This is a genomic window from Petrotoga mexicana DSM 14811, assembly GCF_002895565.1.
GTDB classification, from domain to species: Bacteria; Thermotogota; Thermotogae; order Petrotogales; family Petrotogaceae; genus Petrotoga; species Petrotoga mexicana.
Genome location: NZ_AZRN01000014.1, coordinates 19050 through 39244, shown reverse-complemented (window position 1 = coordinate 39244; position 20195 = coordinate 19050). Strand labels below are relative to the sequence as shown.

Annotated in this window: 20 protein-coding genes; 10 read left to right on the top strand and 10 right to left on the bottom strand. The window is 35.3% G+C overall.

Features of this window, described 5'->3' with window-relative positions:
* Positions 1-26 precede the first annotated feature (26 nt).
* From X927_RS04775 to X927_RS04755, 5 genes are all read left to right on the top strand, one after another.
* Positions 27-1316, top strand: a complete 1290-nt coding sequence (locus X927_RS04775; protein WP_103076962.1) for an ABC transporter substrate-binding protein — start codon at positions 27-29, stop codon at positions 1314-1316.
* Positions 1317-1385: 69 nt separating this feature from the next.
* Entirely contained in the window at positions 1386-2270 is an 885-nt protein-coding gene (locus X927_RS04770; protein WP_103076961.1) for a carbohydrate ABC transporter permease, read from the top strand.
* Complete coding sequence (locus X927_RS04765; RefSeq protein ID WP_103076960.1) at positions 2264-3238, top strand: carbohydrate ABC transporter permease; 975 nt, start codon at positions 2264-2266, stop codon at positions 3236-3238. Before X927_RS04770 ends, X927_RS04765 begins: the two co-directional genes overlap by 7 nt.
* 34 nt (positions 3239-3272) lie before the next feature.
* Positions 3273-4454 (top strand): glycosyltransferase, encoded by a 1182-nt coding sequence (locus X927_RS04760; RefSeq protein WP_103076959.1) that lies wholly within the window; start codon positions 3273-3275, stop codon positions 4452-4454.
* Between the two features lie 19 nt (positions 4455-4473).
* Complete coding sequence (locus tag X927_RS04755) at positions 4474-5283, top strand: MurR/RpiR family transcriptional regulator (RefSeq protein ID WP_103076958.1); 810 nt, start codon at positions 4474-4476, stop codon at positions 5281-5283.
* Between the two features lie 23 nt (positions 5284-5306).
* On the opposite strand, the gene arcC is transcribed toward X927_RS04755, so the two are convergent.
* The 10 genes from arcC to X927_RS04705 all read right to left on the bottom strand — a co-directional run bounded on the left by arcC (position 5307) and on the right by X927_RS04705 (position 15515).
* The gene (arcC, locus tag X927_RS04750; RefSeq protein ID WP_103076957.1) at positions 5307-6248 is read right to left on the bottom strand and encodes a carbamate kinase; all 942 of its coding nucleotides are present in this window, start codon (positions 6246-6248) and stop codon (positions 5307-5309) included.
* A gap of 5 nt (positions 6249-6253) precedes the next feature.
* Complete coding sequence (gene argF, locus X927_RS04745) at positions 6254-7243, bottom strand: ornithine carbamoyltransferase (RefSeq protein WP_103076956.1); 990 nt, start codon at positions 7241-7243, stop codon at positions 6254-6256.
* A 20-nt stretch (positions 7244-7263) separates the two neighbouring features.
* Entirely contained in the window at positions 7264-7716 is a 453-nt protein-coding gene (locus tag X927_RS04740; protein ID WP_103076955.1) for a hypothetical protein, read from the bottom strand.
* Between the two features lie 23 nt (positions 7717-7739).
* Positions 7740-8858 (bottom strand): NADH:ubiquinone reductase (Na(+)-transporting) subunit F, encoded by a 1119-nt coding sequence (locus tag X927_RS04735; protein ID WP_211287817.1) that lies wholly within the window; start codon positions 8856-8858, stop codon positions 7740-7742.
* A 10-nt stretch (positions 8859-8868) separates the two neighbouring features.
* Positions 8869-9462, bottom strand: a complete 594-nt coding sequence (locus X927_RS04730; protein WP_103076954.1) for an electron transport complex protein RnfA — start codon at positions 9460-9462, stop codon at positions 8869-8871.
* Complete coding sequence (locus tag X927_RS04725; RefSeq protein ID WP_103076953.1) at positions 9462-10073, bottom strand: Rnf-Nqr domain containing protein; 612 nt, start codon at positions 10071-10073, stop codon at positions 9462-9464. The genes X927_RS04730 and X927_RS04725 overlap by 1 nt, the downstream gene beginning before the upstream one ends.
* A 3-nt stretch (positions 10074-10076) precedes the next feature.
* The gene (locus X927_RS04720; protein WP_103076952.1) at positions 10077-10685 is read right to left on the bottom strand and encodes an FMN-binding protein; all 609 of its coding nucleotides are present in this window, start codon (positions 10683-10685) and stop codon (positions 10077-10079) included.
* Positions 10682-11560, bottom strand: coding sequence for an RnfABCDGE type electron transport complex subunit D (locus X927_RS04715; protein ID WP_103076994.1), 879 nt, complete (start codon positions 11558-11560; stop codon positions 10682-10684). Before X927_RS04715 ends, X927_RS04720 begins: the two co-directional genes overlap by 4 nt.
* Before the next feature lie 176 nt (positions 11561-11736).
* A complete protein-coding gene (gene pulA, locus X927_RS04710; RefSeq protein ID WP_103076951.1) occupies positions 11737-14436 on the bottom strand; it encodes a type I pullulanase in 2700 nt (899 codons plus the stop codon).
* 74 nt (positions 14437-14510) lie between these two features.
* Positions 14511-15515: a LacI family DNA-binding transcriptional regulator gene (locus tag X927_RS04705; RefSeq protein ID WP_146026577.1), complete on the bottom strand. Its 1005-nt coding sequence runs from the start codon at positions 15513-15515 to the stop codon at positions 14511-14513.
* Positions 15516-15673: 158 nt separating this feature from the next.
* Between X927_RS04705 and X927_RS04700 the strand changes: the two genes are divergently transcribed.
* The 5 genes from X927_RS04700 to X927_RS04680 all read left to right on the top strand — a co-directional run bounded on the left by X927_RS04700 (position 15674) and on the right by X927_RS04680 (position 20093).
* Positions 15674-16072: a helix-turn-helix domain-containing protein gene (locus tag X927_RS04700; RefSeq protein ID WP_103076949.1), complete on the top strand. Its 399-nt coding sequence runs from the start codon at positions 15674-15676 to the stop codon at positions 16070-16072.
* Positions 16072-17085 carry an IS3 family transposase gene (locus X927_RS04695; RefSeq protein WP_169925140.1) on the top strand — a complete coding sequence of 338 codons (1014 nt, stop codon included), beginning with the start codon at positions 16072-16074 and terminating at the stop codon, positions 17083-17085. The genes X927_RS04700 and X927_RS04695 overlap by 1 nt, the downstream gene beginning before the upstream one ends.
* 524 nt (positions 17086-17609) lie before the next feature.
* Entirely contained in the window at positions 17610-17846 is a 237-nt protein-coding gene (gene secG / locus X927_RS04690; RefSeq protein ID WP_103076947.1) for a preprotein translocase subunit SecG, read from the top strand.
* Between the two features lie 15 nt (positions 17847-17861).
* Positions 17862-19055: a tyrosine--tRNA ligase gene (gene tyrS / locus X927_RS04685; protein ID WP_103076946.1), complete on the top strand. Its 1194-nt coding sequence runs from the start codon at positions 17862-17864 to the stop codon at positions 19053-19055.
* A 99-nt stretch (positions 19056-19154) separates the two neighbouring features.
* Positions 19155-20093, top strand: coding sequence for an S-layer homology domain-containing protein (locus tag X927_RS04680; protein ID WP_103076945.1), 939 nt, complete (start codon positions 19155-19157; stop codon positions 20091-20093).
* The last annotated feature ends 102 nt before the right edge of the window (positions 20094-20195 follow it).

Sequence of the window (20195 nt, the reverse complement as noted above, 5' to 3'; positions counted from 1 at the left end):
TAATACCAAAATTAGGGGAGGTGTGTATGGTGAAGAAACTTACAGTGGTTATTTTAGCAGTACTTGTTAGTGCGATGGTGTTTACTCAAACGATTACGTTTTGGCACACTCAGGTAGAAACGGATAGGCAACAAAGGATTAGAGCCTTAGCACAGATTTTTGAGGCACAAACAGGTATAACCGTTAATTTAGTACCTATTGAGGAAAACGAGATTTTAGAACAGATTCCAAGAGCAGTTCAATCTGGAACCTTACCAGATGTTATAGAAGGTGGCATTTCTCCAATACTTTTGTTGGGGAGCCAAGGCTTTATGGATACAGAACTGAATGCAAAGATCATCGAGGATTTTGGTGATGTTTATGAAGGTGTTTCAAGATTGATGCAGGCACCAGATGGAGGATATTATGGTGTACCTTTCCATGCTTGGGTTCAAGGGATTTGGTATAAGGCAAATTTGTTTGAAGAAAGAGATCTAGGGGCTCCAACATCTTGGTACAATATACTTACAGCTGCAAAAGCATTAAACGATCCTGCTAATGGTTTCTACGGTATGATATTGCCTAAGAAAGCAGATGCTTATACTGAACAGGTCTTTTCACAAATTGCTCTTTCAAATGGGGCAAGACCAATTGATAAAGATGGAAATATTCTTTTTAATACTCCCGAGATGATCGAATCATTTAGATTCTATAAAGAACTTGGCAAATACTCCAGACCTGGTTTTACTGCCGTTCCAGAAGCATTGAATGGTTATTTGAACAACGAAGCCGCCATGGTATTTTATTCGACCTACATAATGGATGATATTGCGGTGGAAGAGGTTCAAAAAAATCGAGTGGAACAGTTTGATCCTAAACTTGTTGAAAATACAGGTTTTGCAAATTTTATGATTAACACAAGGCCTTCTTCATTTGGAGAAGTCGTAGGTTTGGGTATACTTAAAACGTCCGAGAATAAAGATGCTGCAGAACAGTGGGTAAAATTTCTTATGAGTGGTAGCAACTACATTTACTGGTTGCACATGGCACCTGGCGGAATGAATCCAACCAGAAGTTCTATAGCACAGATGGATGAATTTTTAGATAATCCTGTTTTAGAAAGATATGGGAAAGATCAAATAACTACTATTATTTCTGCATTAGATACTGTGGAAAGATTTGAGTTCATGGAAGGAGAAATAATTGAAGAAATGAGTATCCTGTCTGGTAACTTTGTAATTGGTAGAGCAATAAATAGAATGTTCGCTAACGATTGGACACCACAGCAAACCGCTCAATGGGCACAAGAAGAAGCTGAAAGATTATTAAGTGAATAAAAGCATATTAGCTATTGAAAGGGGGATACTTTATTCCCCTTTTTTACTAAAAATCGGGAGGAGAGAGAAATGCAACGATTTCGAGAGTTATCTCCTTTAAAAAAGAAAGAAGCAACTTTTGGATGGAAGTTAGTATCGCCTGCCATTATTTTGATAGGGCTTTTTATTTTGTATCCGGTTTTATACAACATTTACTTGAGTTTTTTTGAAGTATCCCTTACACCGGGAGTACCGAATAAGTTTGTTGGTCTTCAAAATTACAAAGAACTGTTAACCGATCCTACCTTTTGGAATTCCTTTGGTATAACTATGTTGTATGTTTTGATTACAGTCGTTGGAAGTATTTTAGTTGGTTTAGGGATTGCCTTGCTTATGAATAAAGAATTTCCCGGCAGAGGTATAGTAAGAGCCCTAATATTGTTCCCATACGTGGCGCCGGTTATTTCCACCGTTTTTGCATGGCAATACGTTTTAATGCCTTTAAATGGACCTTTAACAATACTTTTAAGTAATTTAGGTATCATGGATGTGACAAAAGACCTAGTTAACGATCCAAATAACGCATTCATAGTTGTTTCATTTTATAGTATTTGGAAGAATTTTCCTTTTATTTATTTGATGATTTTATCAAGGTTACAATCAATACCTCAAGATTATTATGAAGCAGCTGATATTGATGGCGCCAATGGTTGGCAAAAATTCCATCATATAACTTTACCTGAACTGTATTATGTAATAGGCTCTTTAGTTCTTTTGAGAGGAATATGGAATTTTTACAAATTTGAAGAGGTATACCTGTTGTCTAAAGAGGCGCGAACTCTACCTATATACCTCTATGAAAAAGCCTTCACAGGTTTGCCAGAACTTGGAGTTGCAGCAGCGATTGCAACGGTCCTCTTTGTAGTTATGATGGTACTCATATCCATCTATGTGAGGAAGGTGTTAAAATGGTAGTTAGAAAAAGATCTTTCATAAAAACATTTTTATTTTGGTTTTTTATAGCCCTAGTTGTAATATTTGTTGCTTACCCTTTTGCATATATGGTTTCGGTTTCCTTTAGGTATGATTCCGATGCATTTGATCCGGGATTGATTCCTGAGAATCCAACATTGACACAGTATGCTCAACTATTAGGCCTTCAGGAGTCAATTAGGCAACAGATGAGTGAAGAAGAAGAACAACTCATGAAACTTTTAGAATCTCTTCCAGAAGAACAAAGAGAGCAAGTCCTTCAGAATATACAATCATCAAGAAGGCGTGAATCATTTCCTTTTTTAAGATGGTTTGGTAATAGTTTGTTATTGGCTGGGTTAAGCGCTTTAACAAGTTTAATAATTGGTATATTTGGGGCCTATTCTTTCAGTAGAGTTTGGTATCCAGGAAGAACTCTTGTTCAAAGAGGGGTATTGCTGGTATACCTAGTAGGTGGAGTGATATTATCTGTTCCTTTGTATGATTTGTTCGTAAGAATAGGATTAACTAATTCAGGAGGAACCTCAATGTTTGCTTTGTATATAATATATATAATTCAAACGTTGCCTGTTTCAATGTACATGCTTGGTAATTATTTCAGAACAATTCCTGAATCAATTGAAGAGGCAGCCTTAATTGATGGTAGTACAAGAATTGGAACTATTATGAGGATAATTATTCCTCTATCAATGCCGGCTATAATCACTGTCTTCATATATGCCTTCATGATAGGATGGAATGAGTATTTGTTTGCTTCTATCTTCATAAGACCATATCCTGGAGCTTATACGCTGCCCGTAGGTTTGAGGGAAATTTTCTTTTCTGAACATGCCGTATGGGCTAAAATGATGGCAGCCTCAGTATTGACAGCAGTTCCCGTCATCGTATTGTTTATGACCGTCGAAAAATACCTTACGGCAGGTTTAACAGCCGGGGGAGTCAAAGAATAAATTTAAAAGGACTACAAAAAGGAGGAAGTTAAAAATGTCATTATTTTTCGATGATAAAATTTTACAAAATCTACCTAAAAGGGTAAAAATAGTTGTGGGTATTCCTAGCTATAATAATGCTGAAACGATTTCTTTTGTTTCTAAAACAGCTGCAGAAGGGATAGTTGAATATTTTGAGTCAGATGGGTTAATTGTTAACGCTGATGGGGGTTCAAAAGACGGGACAAAAGAAGTTTTTATGAAAACAGACACAAAAAATTTACCAAAAATCGCTTACGATTATATTGGTTTGCCAGGTAAAGGAAGTGCAATGCTTTCTGTGATAGAACTTGCTAAAAACTTAGACGCCGAGGCGATTGTATTTTTGGATTCTGATTTAAAGAGTGTCAGACCATGGTGGATAGAAAGATTAACAGGTCCCATAATGAATGGACTTTCCGATTATGTTGCTCCTTATTATGTGAGGCATAAATACGACGGTACAATCACAAACCAAGTATGCTATCCTTTGGTGGCTTCTTTGTTTGGGCAAGCTATTAGGCAACCAATAGGGGGAGATTTTGGGGTAGGTAAAAATATGATCGATGTTTATTTGAAAACCGCTTCAAGTGTTGCCAAAACAGATGTAGCAAGGTTCGGGATAGATATTTGGATGACTACAAATGCCATACTTAACTCCAATAAAAAGGTTTATCAAGCTGCTTTAGGTGCAAAAGTTCATGATCCTAAAGATCCGGGAGCTGATCTATCTCCTATGTTTAAGCAGGTAGTTGGAACGTTATTTGATATTATCGTAGATAGCGTCTCCAAATGGAAAGATATCGATTCTATTGAAGAAGCCCCAATATATGGTGAAGTACCTCAAGTCGCTGTTGAACCGATCAATATCAACATAGAAAATTTGAAAAAGCAACTTTTAGAAGGATTAAAAAATGAAGAAACCAAAAGGTTGATAAATGATCAATTGGAAACAATAATGGAAAAGAAGAAGGTACCACTTCAAATCTGGGTTGATATATTATTTAATGCATTAATAGAGTATTCGAAAAACAAAGACAAAAAGTTAGTGGAATCTTTAGTACCACTCTATTTTGGGAGAGTAGCTGATTTTGCTGAATTGACAAAGGATATGAACGAAATAGAAGCTGAAAAAGTTATTAAAGATCAAATAAATGTATTTAAGAATAAAAAAGATGAATTGATAGAAAAGTTATAGTCAATAAGAGGTGAGGAAGTTGGTTACTTCCAAGATTAAAGGAATATACAATTCTTTAACTGACAAGGAAAAGCAGGCAGCTCAGTATATAATCGAAAGGCCTGCCGATGTAATACACTACAGCATCACAGAATTATCCAATTGGGCAGGAACTAGTGAAACTACTATATACAGAGTTTTAAAAAAGGTTGGTTACTCGGGATATCAAAAATTTAAGTTAGAATTAGCAAGGGAATTGAGCGCTCCTACACTTGAATCAAAAGAGTCGAAAGATCTTTTTGATTTGATTTACAATAAAGCTGTAAATTCCTTAACTGATATTCTAAGGCAAGCAGACAGGGATAAAATTACTCGAGCGTCCGAAATAATATTGAACAGTAAAAAACTGCTATTCTATGCGGTAGGAAGGTCTTTTCCTATTGCTTTGGATGCTTCTTTGAAGTTTGCTGCCTTGGGATTTGCTTCCACTGCATATTCTGATCCACATATGCAAGTTATCGTTGCTTCAAATTTGGAAAAAGATGATGTGGTAATTGCTATCAGTCATTCTGGGGTTATCCGAGATACTTACAAATCCGCCCAAGTAGCCAAAGATGCTGGTGCCTTCACCATAGGGATAACTGCGGGGGTTAATTCACCTTTATCAAAAATAGTCAATCTCGTTTTATATACTTCAGCTGAAATGCCACAAGAAAGCGAATTCACGGTGAGCAGAATGGGAGAAATGTTTATGGTGGAATTTTTGTACAACTCAGTTGCTTCTAGAATGTACCTTAAAAACAAAGAAAGTAGAATAAGTCAAGCAATGAAGACAAAAAGATTCAATTAACAAAAAAAGGGGGTAATACCCCCTTATTTCGTTATGATAGTTCCTGTTTTTCCTTCCAATGCATCAACCAATTTGGTTAAATCTGTAATTAAAGCAGGTCTTCCAGTCTTGAGAACAAAATTTGTGCATGCCTCTATCTTTGGCAACATACTTCCTTTTGAAAAGTGTCCTTCATTCATATATTGTATTGCTTGGTTCACAGTCATTGAAGATATAGTTTGTTGATTGGGTTTATTAAAATTTATAAATACTTTTTCTACAGCGGTTAGAATTATGAATTCATCGGCATCCAATTCTATAGCTAACAAAGCAGAAGCTCTATCTTTGTCTATGACACCTTCCACACCTTTTAATTTATCTCCTTCTTTTATTACTGGGATACCCCCACCACCCGCTGCTATGGTTATATTGTTGTTCCTTACCAATTTTTTAATAGCTTTTATCTCTATAATCTCTAATGGTTCTGGAGAAGGTACTACCCTTCTCCAGCCTCTTCCAGCGTCTTCTACCATACTCCATCCTTTTTCTTTGATGAGAGCATTCGCCTCTTCTTTGGAGTAAAATGGTCCAATAGGTTTTGAAGGATTGTAAAAAGCTGGATCATTTTTATCAACAAGTACTTGGGTAACTAAACTTGAAACATCTTTTTCAATATGTTCTGCTGTTAAAACATTTTTTAACGTTTGGGAAATCATGTATCCTATATATCCTTGAGTCATAGCCCCATTGACATCCAGTGGAAAAGGAGGAATAACCTCTTTGGCTATATCTTGTTGAACGAGAATGTTTCCTACTTGTGGTCCATTCCCGTGTGTTATAACTATTTTATAATTTTTTTTTACTAGTTCAACTAGGCATTTTGCCGTGTTCTCTAAGTTTTTTAACATATTTTCAGCGGTTGGAGACTCTTTTGGTTGGGATAAGGCATTTCCTCCTATTGCTACGATTGCAAGTTTTTCAGTCATTCGTATCAACCTACCAACGTTGCTACCATAACTGCTTTTATGGTATGCATTCTATTTTCTGCTTGGTCAAAAACCTTTGAGTACTTACTTTCGAACACTTCATCTGTAACTTCCATTTCTTTAATACCGTATTTCTGATAAACATCGTATCCCATCTCTGTTTTCGTGTCATGAAAAGAGGGCAAACAGTGCAGAAAAATAACCTCAGGATTGTTTGTCTTTTTTATCAAATCCATATTTACTTGGTAGGGTTTAAGTAATTTGATTCTCTCTTCAACTTTACTTTCTTCTCCCATAGAAATCCAGACATCAGTATAGATCACATCCGCGTTAGCAACAGCATCAAGTTTGTCTGTGATGGTGATTTTTCCACCGTTTTCGCTAGCTGTCTTTTCCATTTCATTTATCAGTTCTTTACTTGGAAAAAGTTCCTTTGGAGAAATAATTACAAAATCCATCCCCATTTTAGAGGCACCAATCATGAGGGCGTTTGCCATATTGTTTCTTCCATCTCCAATGTACACAAACTTGATCTTATTAAGAGGTTTTTCGAAATTTTCCATAATAGTTAGGAAATCTGCCAAAACTTGGGTAGGGTGATCTTCATCTGTAAGACCATTCCACACGGGAACACCTGAATATTTTGCTAAAATTTCTACCGTTTCTTGCTTGAAGCCTCTAAATTCTATGCCATCGTAAAATCTTCCTAAAACTCTTGCCGTATCTTCTATTGATTCTTTCTTACCCATTTGACTGTTAGTTAGAAATGTAACGTTTGCCCCTTCATCGAAGGCAGCTACTTCGAAGGCGCATCTTGTTCTAGTTGATGTTTTTTCAAATAGCAAAACTATGTTCTTACCTTTTAATAAATCGCCTTTAATACCCATTCTCTTTTTGGACTTGAGATCTTTTGAAAGCTCCAAAAGATACTTTATTTCTTCTGGTGTGAAATCTTTCAACGTTAAAAGGCTTCTTCCTCTTAAATTGATAGGCATGTTTTTTAAATTCCTCCTTTTTATTCTTCTAGCACTTTTTTAAGTTTTTCAGGTTCTACCCTGAATGCTGACCCCTTACCTTGGAAAAAATGATGTTTTTCTATCAAGTGAAGCGATAATTCTGTAATAAGAAGTTCTTCTTTGTTATCTAAATTTTTAATTCTTAAATTAACTTTCCTAAAAATACCGTCTTCAAAGGGACAAGGTAAATGTCCTCTAGCTTCATCCACTTTTATAAGCCATTTATTGTCAACGGTTACAGGTTCTTCAAAAGCTTCTTTCCCTTTTTCAAAAAGGTATCTAATCTTTTTAAGGTCATCTTGTAAATTTATATTTAAAGCCCTAATTTTTTCTTCATCACTTTCAATTATGTCAACCAAAAGTCTTTCATCATCACCTAAAAATCCATCAGCGGTTATAACGCCGGGCTTCATGTTTTCATAGGCTTTCTTTAAATCTTCAGTCATTTTCATTGAGGAAAAGCACCTCCTTTTAATTACGCGAACTTGTCATAATATATTTTATCTTCGGATATGCCGTTCTCCGTCATTACTTTAATACAGGCATTTATCATACCGGGGCTTCCACATAAATATCCTTCCTTTTGGGTATTTTGGTCCATTTTTTCTTTAAAATATTTTCCCAATACATCTGTTATAAGTCCTGTTTCGCCTTTCCAATTATCTTCAGGTTGAGGTTCTGAAAGAGCGGGAACAAAATGGAATCTGTTCCATTTCTTTTCCATGTCTTGAAAGAAATCCACATAATAAAGGTCTTTTAAGCTTCTTGCCCCGAAAAACAACCATACATTTCTATTGGTTATCCCCCTTTCGAACATATCTGCAACGATAGATTTTATCGGAGCTAACCCTGAACCTCCTGCAACACATATCATATCTGCATCCGTATCTCTCATATAAAATTCGCCAAAAGGGCCGACTAATTCCATTTGATCATTTTCTTTTAGATATTTGTGAACATAAGTTGTCGCAATTCCACCTGGAACAAGTCTGATAAAAAATTCTACGGAATCTTTTTGACTTGGAGATGAAGCAATGGAGTACGCCCTTTGCGTAAATTCTTTTATTTTCTCGTAGGGAGGTATAACCAATTGCATATACTGTCCAGCTTTAAACTCAATTTCATTTGGTTCGACAAGTTTAATTTTAACTTCTTTTATATCATAAGTCAAATCTTTTATTTTTTCAACTACACCCTTAAAAATTTTTGCAGAAAATAGCTCTTCTGGTATTTCTATCGCTATGTTAGATTTTACTTTCACTTGACAAGATAATCTTATATTTTGTTTTATTTCTTCCGCGTCTAAAAGGGGTGCCTCAGTGGGTAAAATTGGTCCAATATCTGATAAAACTTTTACCTTACATGCCCCACAACTTCCTCTACCACCACATGCCGAGGGTATAAAGATGCCTTGCTCAGAAAGGGTTGTAAGTAAAGAGGCGCCTCCACTCACCTTTAACTCTTTTTTCCCATTGTTGATATCAATCTTAACTTCGCCATAATTGTTGACTATGCTATCAACTACCACAATCATTGCGGCTAAAACTGCACTTAATCCACCTATTATAAATGAAGCAGCTAATATTGCATTCACGTCAATCACCTCACTGTACGTTTAGCATACCCGAAAATCCCATAAAAGCCATGGCCATCAGTCCAATAGTTATTAAAGTAATTCCAGGTCCTTTTAACGGTCCAGGTACAGGAGATTTATCAACCTTTTTTCTTATTGCGGCTAGTGATATGATTGCTAACCACCAACCTAACCCCGAACCAAGTCCAAAGATGACTGATTGAAGAAAATTATAATTTCTGATCTGCATAAAAAGGGCTACACCCAATATAGCGCAATTGACAGTGATTAATGGAAGAAAAATACCTAAGCTCATGTACAAATTAGTAGACATTCTCTCTATAACCATTTCTGATATCTGTACTATTGCAGCAATGACTATTATAAACACTATATATCTAAGATATTCCAAACCGAAAGGAATCAACAAATAATGGTAGACAAGCCAATTAATTGCGGTAGTTATAGTCATAACAAAAGTTACTGCAAGACCCAATCCATTTGAAGAATTGAAGTCCTTTGAAACCGATATAAAAGAACACGTTCCTAAAAAATTTGAGAGAAGTATGTTACTTGTAAAAATAGAAGCAAAGAATAAAGATATCAAGCCTACGTCAGGGGACATTATTTTTTAACCTCCTTTCTAAACATGTAACCTTTTATTATCCATATAAAAATGGCTAACATAAAGAAGGCACTTGGAGGCATAACCATTATAGTCCAATTTACAAAATTATCTGGTAATACTTGAAATCCAAAAACTGTTCCAAAGCCCAATAACTCTCTCACAAATGCAACCATCAAAAGAACATACATATAGCCTATCCCGGTGGTTAAACCATCCCACAAAGAAAGTAGTGGAGGGTTAGATTGAGCAAAAGCCTCTGTTCTTCCCATTATTATACAATTAGTTATGATCAAACCTACGTATGGTCCTAAAGCTCTACTGACTTCAGGCACATAAGCTCTAAGGACAATATCGACAATTATAACATAAAAAGATATTATCAACGTTTGGGCTATCATTCTGACTTTCCTAGGAATGAAAGATTTTAACAAAGAAACCGTCATTGCCGACAATCCTGTCACGAAAACGACTCCCAGAGTCATAATGGATGTGTTTATTAGAGTGTTAGTTACCGCTAATGTGGAACATATCCCGAGTATTTGGATGAATACAGGATTGTTATACCATAAATTATCTTTAGCTATTTCTATCCAACTTTTCTGAGCCATTAACTATTCACCCCCCAGAATATCTTTTAAATTTGCAATCGTTTCGTTTACAATTCTTTCAATAGACTCAGAAGTTCTTGTTGCACCGGTTATTGCATCGACTTGCCCGTTTTCGTAATCGTAGTCCCCAGAACCTTGCCCAGTTACTACTCTTATTTCACCATCTATAATTTTTAGACCCGAAAACTGTCTTTTGAACCAATCTTCTTCTATCCTTCCTCCTAATCCAGGTGTTTCGTTTTGAGATATAAAATCGATACCAACAATTCTTGAAACATCTTCGTTCACAGCTAAGACACCCGTGATGGTGCCCCATAGTCCACTACCTGTGAAGATAGTAGCATAGATCTTTTGTCCGTTTACTTCGGCTGTATATAATTGAGAGCCATTAATATTTACTGTTGAAACTATAGAGTTGTATTTTTGAAAAGCTTCTTCATCACTTTGATAAGATATGTCCATTGCGGATAAAATTGCCTTAATTTGGAATAATTCTTGATTTCTTTCTACCGTATCTTTTGTTAGTTCATTTGCTACTGCTAAAACGAAAACAAAAACAAAAGAAATAATAAATGTAAATATAATCGTATAAACTTTTCCTTCCCTTTTCATGCTTTCACCTTCTTTCTAGTAAAAGCTGTGTCCAACAAAGCAGCAAAGGTGTTACCCATTAGCACTCCAAAACTTGTACCTTCTGGGAAAAGAGAAAACGTTCTGATAAGTATAGCCGTAACTCCTATTATAGTGCCATAAAACCATTTAGAAGTTTCATTTTTTGGTGCAGTTACAGGATCTGTTGCCATAAAAACCGTGACAAATATGAAGCTTCCAGAAAGTAAGAATTCTAAAGGATAGGAGGCTTCCGGTATGCCAATTAAAGAAAAAAAGCCTGTTAATAAAGAAGCACTCAAGAATGTAGATAACATAATTTTCCAACTGGCTGTTTTTGTGGCGATGAGATAAATTGCAGCGATAAGCATTAGAAATATAGGACCTTCTCCCATCGAACCTGATCTGAGTCCAAAAAATAATTCAAACAAGCCGAAACTTTGACCATCTGCTAAAACTTGTAGAGGTGTTGCTGAGGTTAAGATATCAGATGTCGCTCTCCCAAAATTTCCCGGTTGAAGCCATGATTGGGTCATGATATTTGGAAAGGTTATGTAAATAAAAAGTCTACCGGCAATAGCTGGATTAAAAATGTTTCTTCCAAAGCCTCCATAAACTTCTTTTGCAAATAAAACACCAAAAATAATCCCAATACTGGCAATCCACCAAGGAGTAGCAGGTGGAAGGGATAAGACGAATAAAGTACTGGTGACTAATACAGCTTCGCTAACTTGCCGTTTTTGTCTTCTTTCCATAATGTACTCTGTCAAAATCCCAAAACCATAAACAAATATAGATAGAAAAATCAATCTCCATCCGTACATGTAAAAAGCAAAAGCGTAGATAGGTATCAGTGAGTACAGTACCCTTCTCATCATAACCTGTTTTTGGAAAAAGCCTGATGTCACACGAACACCCCCTTAATTAAATCTAATTTAATAAACCTATTGATATTTTAACATATGTAACCTCAGATATCAACGATTTGTTTTATCAGTTTATAAAAATTAAAAAAGGGCGAAAAAATTCGCCCTTTTAATCTTTCTAAAGTTTATTAGTTTTGATATAAGACGTAGACAGATAAAGGTGATGCTACGATTGTTCCTTCCACTACATCCAGTGTTTCATTACCTGCCGTGTTTTCATTTACAACTAAGTTCCATTCTCCTTCAGGTAAAGTGATTTGAACTGAAAATTCTGGTTCTGCGTTGTAAACAACTACTATATTCTTCCACGGATCGTTGTTTGCATTATCTTTTATAATAAAAGCAACGGTTTTTCTATATTCTTTTGGTAGTTCGAAAAATTCCATGTGAGCTATTATATCTTCACTATTGGTCATTCTAAAGGCAGGATGAGCTTTTCTCAATTGTATCATACCTTGGTAATACTTAAAGATATCGTAAAACTCGCTTTTTCTGTTCCACTCGTATACGTTTGGTTCTAAAACGTTGTATGGGTTATGATTACCGTTCTTAGTCCTTGCAAAATCAACACCTCCGTGTAAGAAGGGTATACCCTGCATGGTTAATATCATCGCATTAGAGAATTTTTGTGAGGCTTTTAATGTTTCCAAAGTTTGTTGATCTATCTCTTCTTCCCAGGGCTTTACACTCAGAGCGAGAGCATTTTTGTCCCATAAAGTATAGTTATCATGATTGGAAACGTAGTTCATGGTTTCTTGTGGGTCTTGTGCCCACGATCTTATTGTACTGTCGTATTCAATAGATCCAACAACACCTCTTTTTATCTTAGTTTGTTGACCAGTAGCGCCTAAGCCAAAGCCTCTGACTGCAGGATCGAATACGCTTCCCCTAATGGCGTCTCTAACATCATCGTTGAATACAGCTACCTCTAAACCTTTTTGATCTCCTTTGCCAAACGTTATTGGACCTCCACCAGTCCATGGTTCTCCATACAAAAGTACGTCTGGTAGTATAGCATGTAATTCTTCTGATATTGTTTTTACCGTTTCTTTGTCAAATAATCCTAATAAATCGAATCTGAATCCATCAACATGGTACTCATTGACCCAATACTTTAAACTATCTACTATGTATTTTCTCACCATAAACCTTTCCGTGGCTATTTCGTTTCCACATCCCGATCCATTTGTATATTTCCCTGATTGATCAGTACGGTAATAGAAGTAAGGAACGGTTTGATCGAAAGGTGAATTTTTTCCAACTTGGTATGTGTGGTTGTACACAACATCCATCACAACCCTTATACCATTTTCGTGAAAAGTTTTAACTACATTTTTCACTTCATTAATTCTTTTTAATGGATCATATGGATTTGTCGAGTAAATACCTTCGGGGACATTGTATACTAGAGGATCGTAGCCCCAACCGTATTGCTCATCGAATTTAGTTTCATCTAAAGAGCCAACATCTTGAATAGGCATAATGTGAACGTGAGTAACTCCGAGTTCTTTTAGGTGGGATAACCCCGTCTTTACACCGCTTGGGGATTGTGTGTTTTCTATAGTCAATCCAAGGTATTTACCCCTGTATTCTTCTGGAACTCCAGAGCTTTCATCTATTGTAAAATCTTTTACATGAATTTCATAAACTATTGCATCTTCAGGATTGTTAAGAGAAGGTCTTTTATCGTTATTCCAACCTGCAGGGTCGGTATCATTCAAATCAATAATAGCGGACTTGGTAGAATTTATAGCGAGAGCCATGGAATATACATCTATAGTTCTTCTTGTTTCTCCATATGAAACAAACTCATATAGATAATATTTCCCTTTTAAATCACCATTCACAGTAGCATGCCAAACGCCATTGTCGTTTTTTGACATGGGAACTTCTTTATACGGCTCTTCATCCAAATAATCATTGAAAAGTAGTACCTTTGCTTCTGAGGAAACGGGGGACCATACTTTAAAATCTGTTTTAGCTGGAGAATAAACAGCTCCTAAATCGTTTCCGTAGTAATGAAAAACTTCCTCATCTAAAACATTTCTCATAATTACGTAATTTTCTGAAACGTATCCTTCTATATCTACTTTGTACAATTTATCCACATCCTGCGGAGATATGGGATTAGCTAGTTTTATGGTTATATTTGAGGTAACAGAAATATCAGTTGGATCAGTTTTATAAACATCAGATACATTTAAAGCAACAGGATCAGAACCGTCCACCTCATAAAAATGAACTTTTCCTTTCCACTCTTTTGTATCAAAGGGGACAGTTAAGCTTACCTTTATTTCATCGAAAGAATCCATGATAGCTGCGTTTATTCGAGGACTTAAGTCAAGGTTTTTTGGATCGGTATAATAATTCTCTACTCCTGATAAGACCCATATTTCAGCAACTCCACTTTCAGGTATACTGACGAATCTATCCATTGAAACATCTTTTTCCCAGTTATCCGTTCTTACAATGAAACCCAATTCCTCATGTTTTTCCTGGAATTTGATAATCGCGTACTTGCCGAAGCTATCTTCACCATCGAATAAGTATCTAGCTCCTTCTTTGGAAACTGGTTTACTTGGCCAAATCCAAAGATTCCAAGGTTCATAATCACCGTCTGGTCTATGATAGTGTACGATAAAAACGGTCTGTGCGGCAAAGTCTTCTGCGGTTTTTCCCTCGGAAAGGCTTACAAAATTGTTAAGATTTGAACTTCCAACCGCTTCAGGCAACATTTGAGTTTGAGTGGCTTGATCTGTTTGTGCGGAACAACCTAACAACAAAGAAATTAAGAAGAATACTAGCAAAAAGTAACCCACTTTCCTCATAAACACCTGCCTCCTTTTGAAGTTGTAATATAGTGAAAAGGTTTCCACTAGAAAGAAAAAAATAATTATATTCCCTATGTTTCTCTTTCTACTATTTTTCCTTCTAATTTGTAATGTTCAACTTTTTCTCTTCCTCCCATAGAAGAGATGAACATCTCATATGCAATTTCGACCATTTCTATAATCGGTTGTCTAATTGTTGTTAATTGAAATAGTCTGCTAATAGGAAGATTATCAACAGCTATCAATGAATAATCCTTTTTTGGATACATATTCATTTCTTCCAAGTATTTTTTGACACCTACTCCAATCATGTCACATGTTGCGAATATGGATGAATATTTTCTAGGACGTCTTTTTATAATGCTTCCAATCGCTTTATACCCTCCGTCCCACAATAAATCGCTATATATAACCTTTACCTTTTTATTATTCTCTTCCATAACTTGTAAAAAACCTTCGTCTCTTTTTTTGAAAACGAAAGAGGTAAATTCATTGTTGAGTTCCTTAAAAGTAACCAAATAAAAAGTGCTATTTGACGGCGAATTACTTATAAGGTACTCAGCAGCGGTTTTCCCCACTTGATAATTATCAACATAGACAGAATCAAATCTTTCATCATATGAATCGATTAATATTATTTTTTTAGGGGGAATTCTATTCTGAAAAATACTTGAGACGGAAAGAGAAGAGAAGAACACCCCATCGGTTTGATAAATTAAATCGGTATTTTGCTTAATCTTTTCTAGAGATATCTGATCTATAAGAGGAAAAACAATCAACCTATAATTATTACGAGAAATTTTCTTTTCAAGTAGAGAATACATGATCCCATAAAATTCATTTCCCATGTCGGGTGTCACAAAAGAAAGAGAATTTATATTTTTTGAAGATAATGTTCTAGCATTAATGTTGGGAGAATAACCCAACTCTTCTATAATTTCTAGAACCTTTTCTTTGGTCTTTTCGCTTACTTTTTCTGAATTATTTAACACCCTTGAGACTGTTGCTATTCCAACGTTGGCGAGTCGTGCAACATCTTTAATAGTGGGATTTGGATTTCTCTTTTTTTCTTTCACAATATTCACCTCAAAGTCTATTATCTTTAGAAGTTCTAAAACTTATATACAGCGCCCCTTCGCCCCGCTCCCCACCCCACAGTTAGCCCACAGCACATTTTCTTATTTGAGGGGCGTGGTAGTATAATAATTATATATTCTTAAAAGAGGTGATTTTTGTGAAGTCTTACCCCTCAGAGTTAAAAGCTAACGTTGTTAAAGAGCATGTCGATAAAGGTGTTTCTTGTTCTCAACTTAGTAAAACTTACAACATCCCTACCAGAAATATCCAAAAGTGGGTGAAGAAGTTTAGAGATTCTGGTGAGAATTATTCTTGCTTTTTCAACGGCCCTTTTAACAAAAATTCCATCGTTTCTCGTGGCTCTAAGATTCCTCCTGTGGTTTACGAGAATTCCGGTATCGATTTGGATGAGATTTCTCGACTTTGTATGGAATACCCCGATCTCGCTCAGACTCTTCAAGCTTTGAAGGATTTGGTGATCGAAAAGGATATTGAGATCAGAGTTCTTAGAGAACAAGTTGAGTTTGTAAAAAAAAATTTGAATCAGAGAAAATGATGGAAAATAGACATGTTGATTTTAAATCTACACCCATTTTGGATATTCAATATGTCAATAGGTTACATCGAGAGTACGGCGTTTCTCTTTCTTATCTTTTTGAAGAGTTCAACGTGAACCCTAGAACTTATTATTACAAGACGAGGCTCTTCTTGGATACCAGTTCTTTGTCAAAGAAAAAGCATTCTAATTCTAAAACTCGAGGTTTTTGCTATACTGTGAATGGCGATAAGGTTCCTGATGAGTTTGTAATCGCTGAACTGATAAAAATTAAGGAACATCTCAATATGTATGTCTCAAAGCATTATTTGAAAACTCTTGGTTCTACTAAGCTGTGTGCGTATTTCAAGAAAGAGTATGGTATAATTATCAATCATAAAAAGATGAGACGTTTGAAACACGAAATCGGTTTGGTTGGAAAATATACAAACCATTCACCACATCCAAGAAGAGGTCCTCAAAAACATGTTGCAACAGCTCCTAACCAATTTTGGGAAATGGATATCAAATACTTTAAAACTAAAGATGGTTATGTACAGGTGTTCAGCATAATTGATACTTTTGATAGACAGATTGTTGGTTCTTACATCGGTCCATCATGTAAATCAAAGGATATAATTAAAACTATCTTTGAAGCTCTTAGGTACAGAGGAATATCAGGAAAAAACTTGATTATTAGATCAGATAACGGTACTCAATTCACTTCTTTGTTAACAGAAAATTTTATGAGAAATGTTGGTATACTCCATGAGTTTGGTTATCCACATAATCCAGATTGTCAAGCCTTTATCGAATCTTTTCATTCAAGTGTCCAAAGAGAGTTTGTGCCTTTGAATACCTTTACTAATATTAGCGATTTCACTACGAAATACAAAGTGTATTTGGATTTTTACCTTAATATTAGACCTCATGGCTCTTTGAACTACTTGACACCAAATGAGTTCCATGTTTTATACAAAGAAAATAGAATTGAAATTAAGGAAATCAAAGAAAAACTTACCATTTTTGAGTAAAATCGAGTTACGCCTCTCTAATCTCTAATATTTGGGGCTCCGTCCGCACCCATAAGGATAAAGGAGTTCTTACCCCTTCGCCCCGCTCCCCACCCATAAGGATAAAAGAGTTTTTGCCCCTTTGCCCCGCTCCCCATCCTTTTAACGTAGGGATCTGCATCTGGTAATTTTTATTTTTTATTATACCATAATAAAATAGCAACTAGTTCATTAAAGAAATTCTCAACAGAAATTCAAAAACATTAATAATTATAAAACCCTTATAATACTTATTAACAAACAAAGGAACCGTTTCCTTTTTTCACTCAATCTTATTTTACCTTTTTGATTTAAAAAAAGCTAATCAAATTATTCTTGATTAGAAGAGATTATAGACAATTATTATCGATTAAGCTAGAAAAACTTCGTTTTTCTCTATTTTAAGAAATTTGAAAAAGGTTTGCATAACGTTAGTTGGTATGATATAATAAAAAAGGAATTATATATTTTTATTGATAATCAATTCAATAAAGAGGAGGAAATTTATGGGTTTTCTAGGTGTCTTGCTTATAATTATTCATATCATTTTAGCTTTAGGAGTAATCTACTTTGCACTGCAAAGAATGCAAAAAAACAGTGAAATAGGTGGGGCATTTGGTGCAGGAGGTTCGGCCGCCAATTTTGGACGAGAAAAAGGGCTAGATAAAACCTCCAAAATTGCTCTAACTTTTGGTATACTTTTTATGATCAACTGTTTTTTGGTAACTTGGATAATAGCTTAAAGGAGGAACCAATATTTGAACCCTGAAGACCAACTTAGAATTATACAAGAAGATTCCGTCGATCTTATTACACCAGAAGATTTTTTGAGCAAAATAAGAGAAAAAGGCCAATTAAAAGTTAAATTGGGGGTAGATCCTTCAAGGCCAGATCTTCATTTAGGACATGCCGTTGTTTTAAGAAAGTTAAGACAATTTCAAGAGTTGGGTCATATAGTTTACTTAATAATTGGGGATTTCACGGCAAGAATAGGCGACCCTTCGGGAAGATCAAAAACTAGACCTTTGCTTTCTGAAGATGAAGTCCAAGAAAATTCGAAGACATACGTTGAACAAGCTTTTCGAATACTCCATCCCGATAAAACTGTGGTAAAATTTAACAGTGAATGGCTTTCCAAATTATCTTTTGCTGATATAATTAACTTGTCATCAAGATACACAGTTGCCAGGATGCTTGAAAGAGATGATTTCAATAAAAGGTTAAAAGAAAATCAGCCTATAAGTATATCTGAATTCTTGTATCCTTTAGCCCAGGCGTATGATTCTATTGTTATTGAAGCTGATGTGGAACTTGGAGGTACGGATCAACTTTTCAACCTTTTAGTTGGAAGAAAGCTCCAAGAAGAGTTTGGCCAATCACCACAAGTAGTGCTTACAATGCCGTTGATTGAAGGAACAGATGGAAATTTAAAGATGAGTAAAAGTTATGACAACTACATAGCTTTTAACGATTCTCCACAAGATGTTTTTGGTAAAGTTATGTCTATTCCAGATCATCTTATTATCAAGTATATGAAATATTTAACAGATATTCCAAAAGACAAAATAAAAGATATTGAAAATCAAATGAAGAGTGGAGAAGTGAACCCAAGAGATATTAAAATGGTTTTAGCAGAAGAAATTGTTACTCTATTATATAATAGAGAAGAAGCAGAAAAAGCCAAACAAAACTTTGTTTCAATTTTCCAAAAGAGAGAAATGCCAGAAGATTTACCAGAGATTCAAGTTAAAACCGGAGAAACGATTTTAGACATAGTTTCAAAGACCAGAGTTTACAATAGCAACAGTGAAATAAAGAGGGCTATAATGCAAGGGGCTATTAGAATCAACGACAAAAAAATAAAGGATTTCAAAGATATTATTGATTGTGAAGACGGGGCTATATTAAGAGTTGGGAAAAAGAGTTATTTTAAAATAAAAAAGATTAAATAGATTTTGCAAAATTTCTTTAAATATAGTATAATAAAGTGGCGGGTTTTTAAAAGAAGTAGTTTTTTACCAAATCAAAATCATAAAAGGGGGTAAGGAAGAATGAAGAAAACGCTTGCTTTTTTTGTAGTAACGGTATTTGTGGTTTCTGCTTTTTCACTTGGCTTCACTGATGTAGGCGAGGATCATTGGGCGTATGACTACGTTATGAAGCTGGTTGAAAAAGGTGTAATTCCTGTAGACGAACCAACATTTAGAGGTTATGAACCTTTAACAAGGTCTGATGCTGCAGTTTGGATGTCTAGGTTGATAACTTATCTGGAGAACTCTCCTGAAATCGCAAAAACAAGCGATTTATCGTATTTGGAAGCAAAAGTAGGAGACCTCTCAAAGAAAGTGAATAACGTTGAAAGTCAGTTTAATTCATTGAATGAGCAGTTGCAAGCGAATGATCTTTTATCCGATTTGCAGGCTACATATCAAGATGTTAAAAAGACAGCCTACAGAGCAAAAAACATGGGAGACGCTTTAGAGACTGACCTGTTGGCAATTAGTCAAGATGTATCCGGCTTAAAGGCAACTGTAGAAGAAACAAAGAGTTTAGCGGAACAAAATCAAATGTTTGTCAAAGCATTACCTTCACTTTCACAAAAAGTGGCTGCAAACGAAAAAAAGATTGCTTCACTCGAAGAGTCTCAAGCAGTAATGACTAAGCAACATTTGGATCTCAAATACGAGACTTTCGACAAGATTGATGAATTAACAAATAAGTTATCCACCTATGAGGAAAGGATAGTTTCTCTTGAGGAATTTCAAACAACTATGGCTAAGCAACATTTGAATCTTAAATACGATACTTACGACAAGATTGACGGATTAACAAATAGTGTATCTGCTAACGAAGCAAAAATAACTGAGTTAAGTCAACAAGTTGAAGCTCAAAACGCAGAAATAGCAAAAGCGCAAGATAAAACAATGTTATGGTTAGTAGCTGGTTTGGGAGTTATTTTAGGTGCTGTGGGAATCTTCATGCCTCAATAAATACTATGAAATGCTTTATGAGTCTTGACAGTAGTGTGAATCTTTGCTATAATAGTAAGGATTTTTTAAAAAATTAAATCAAAAGTAGAAGGGGGTTTTTGT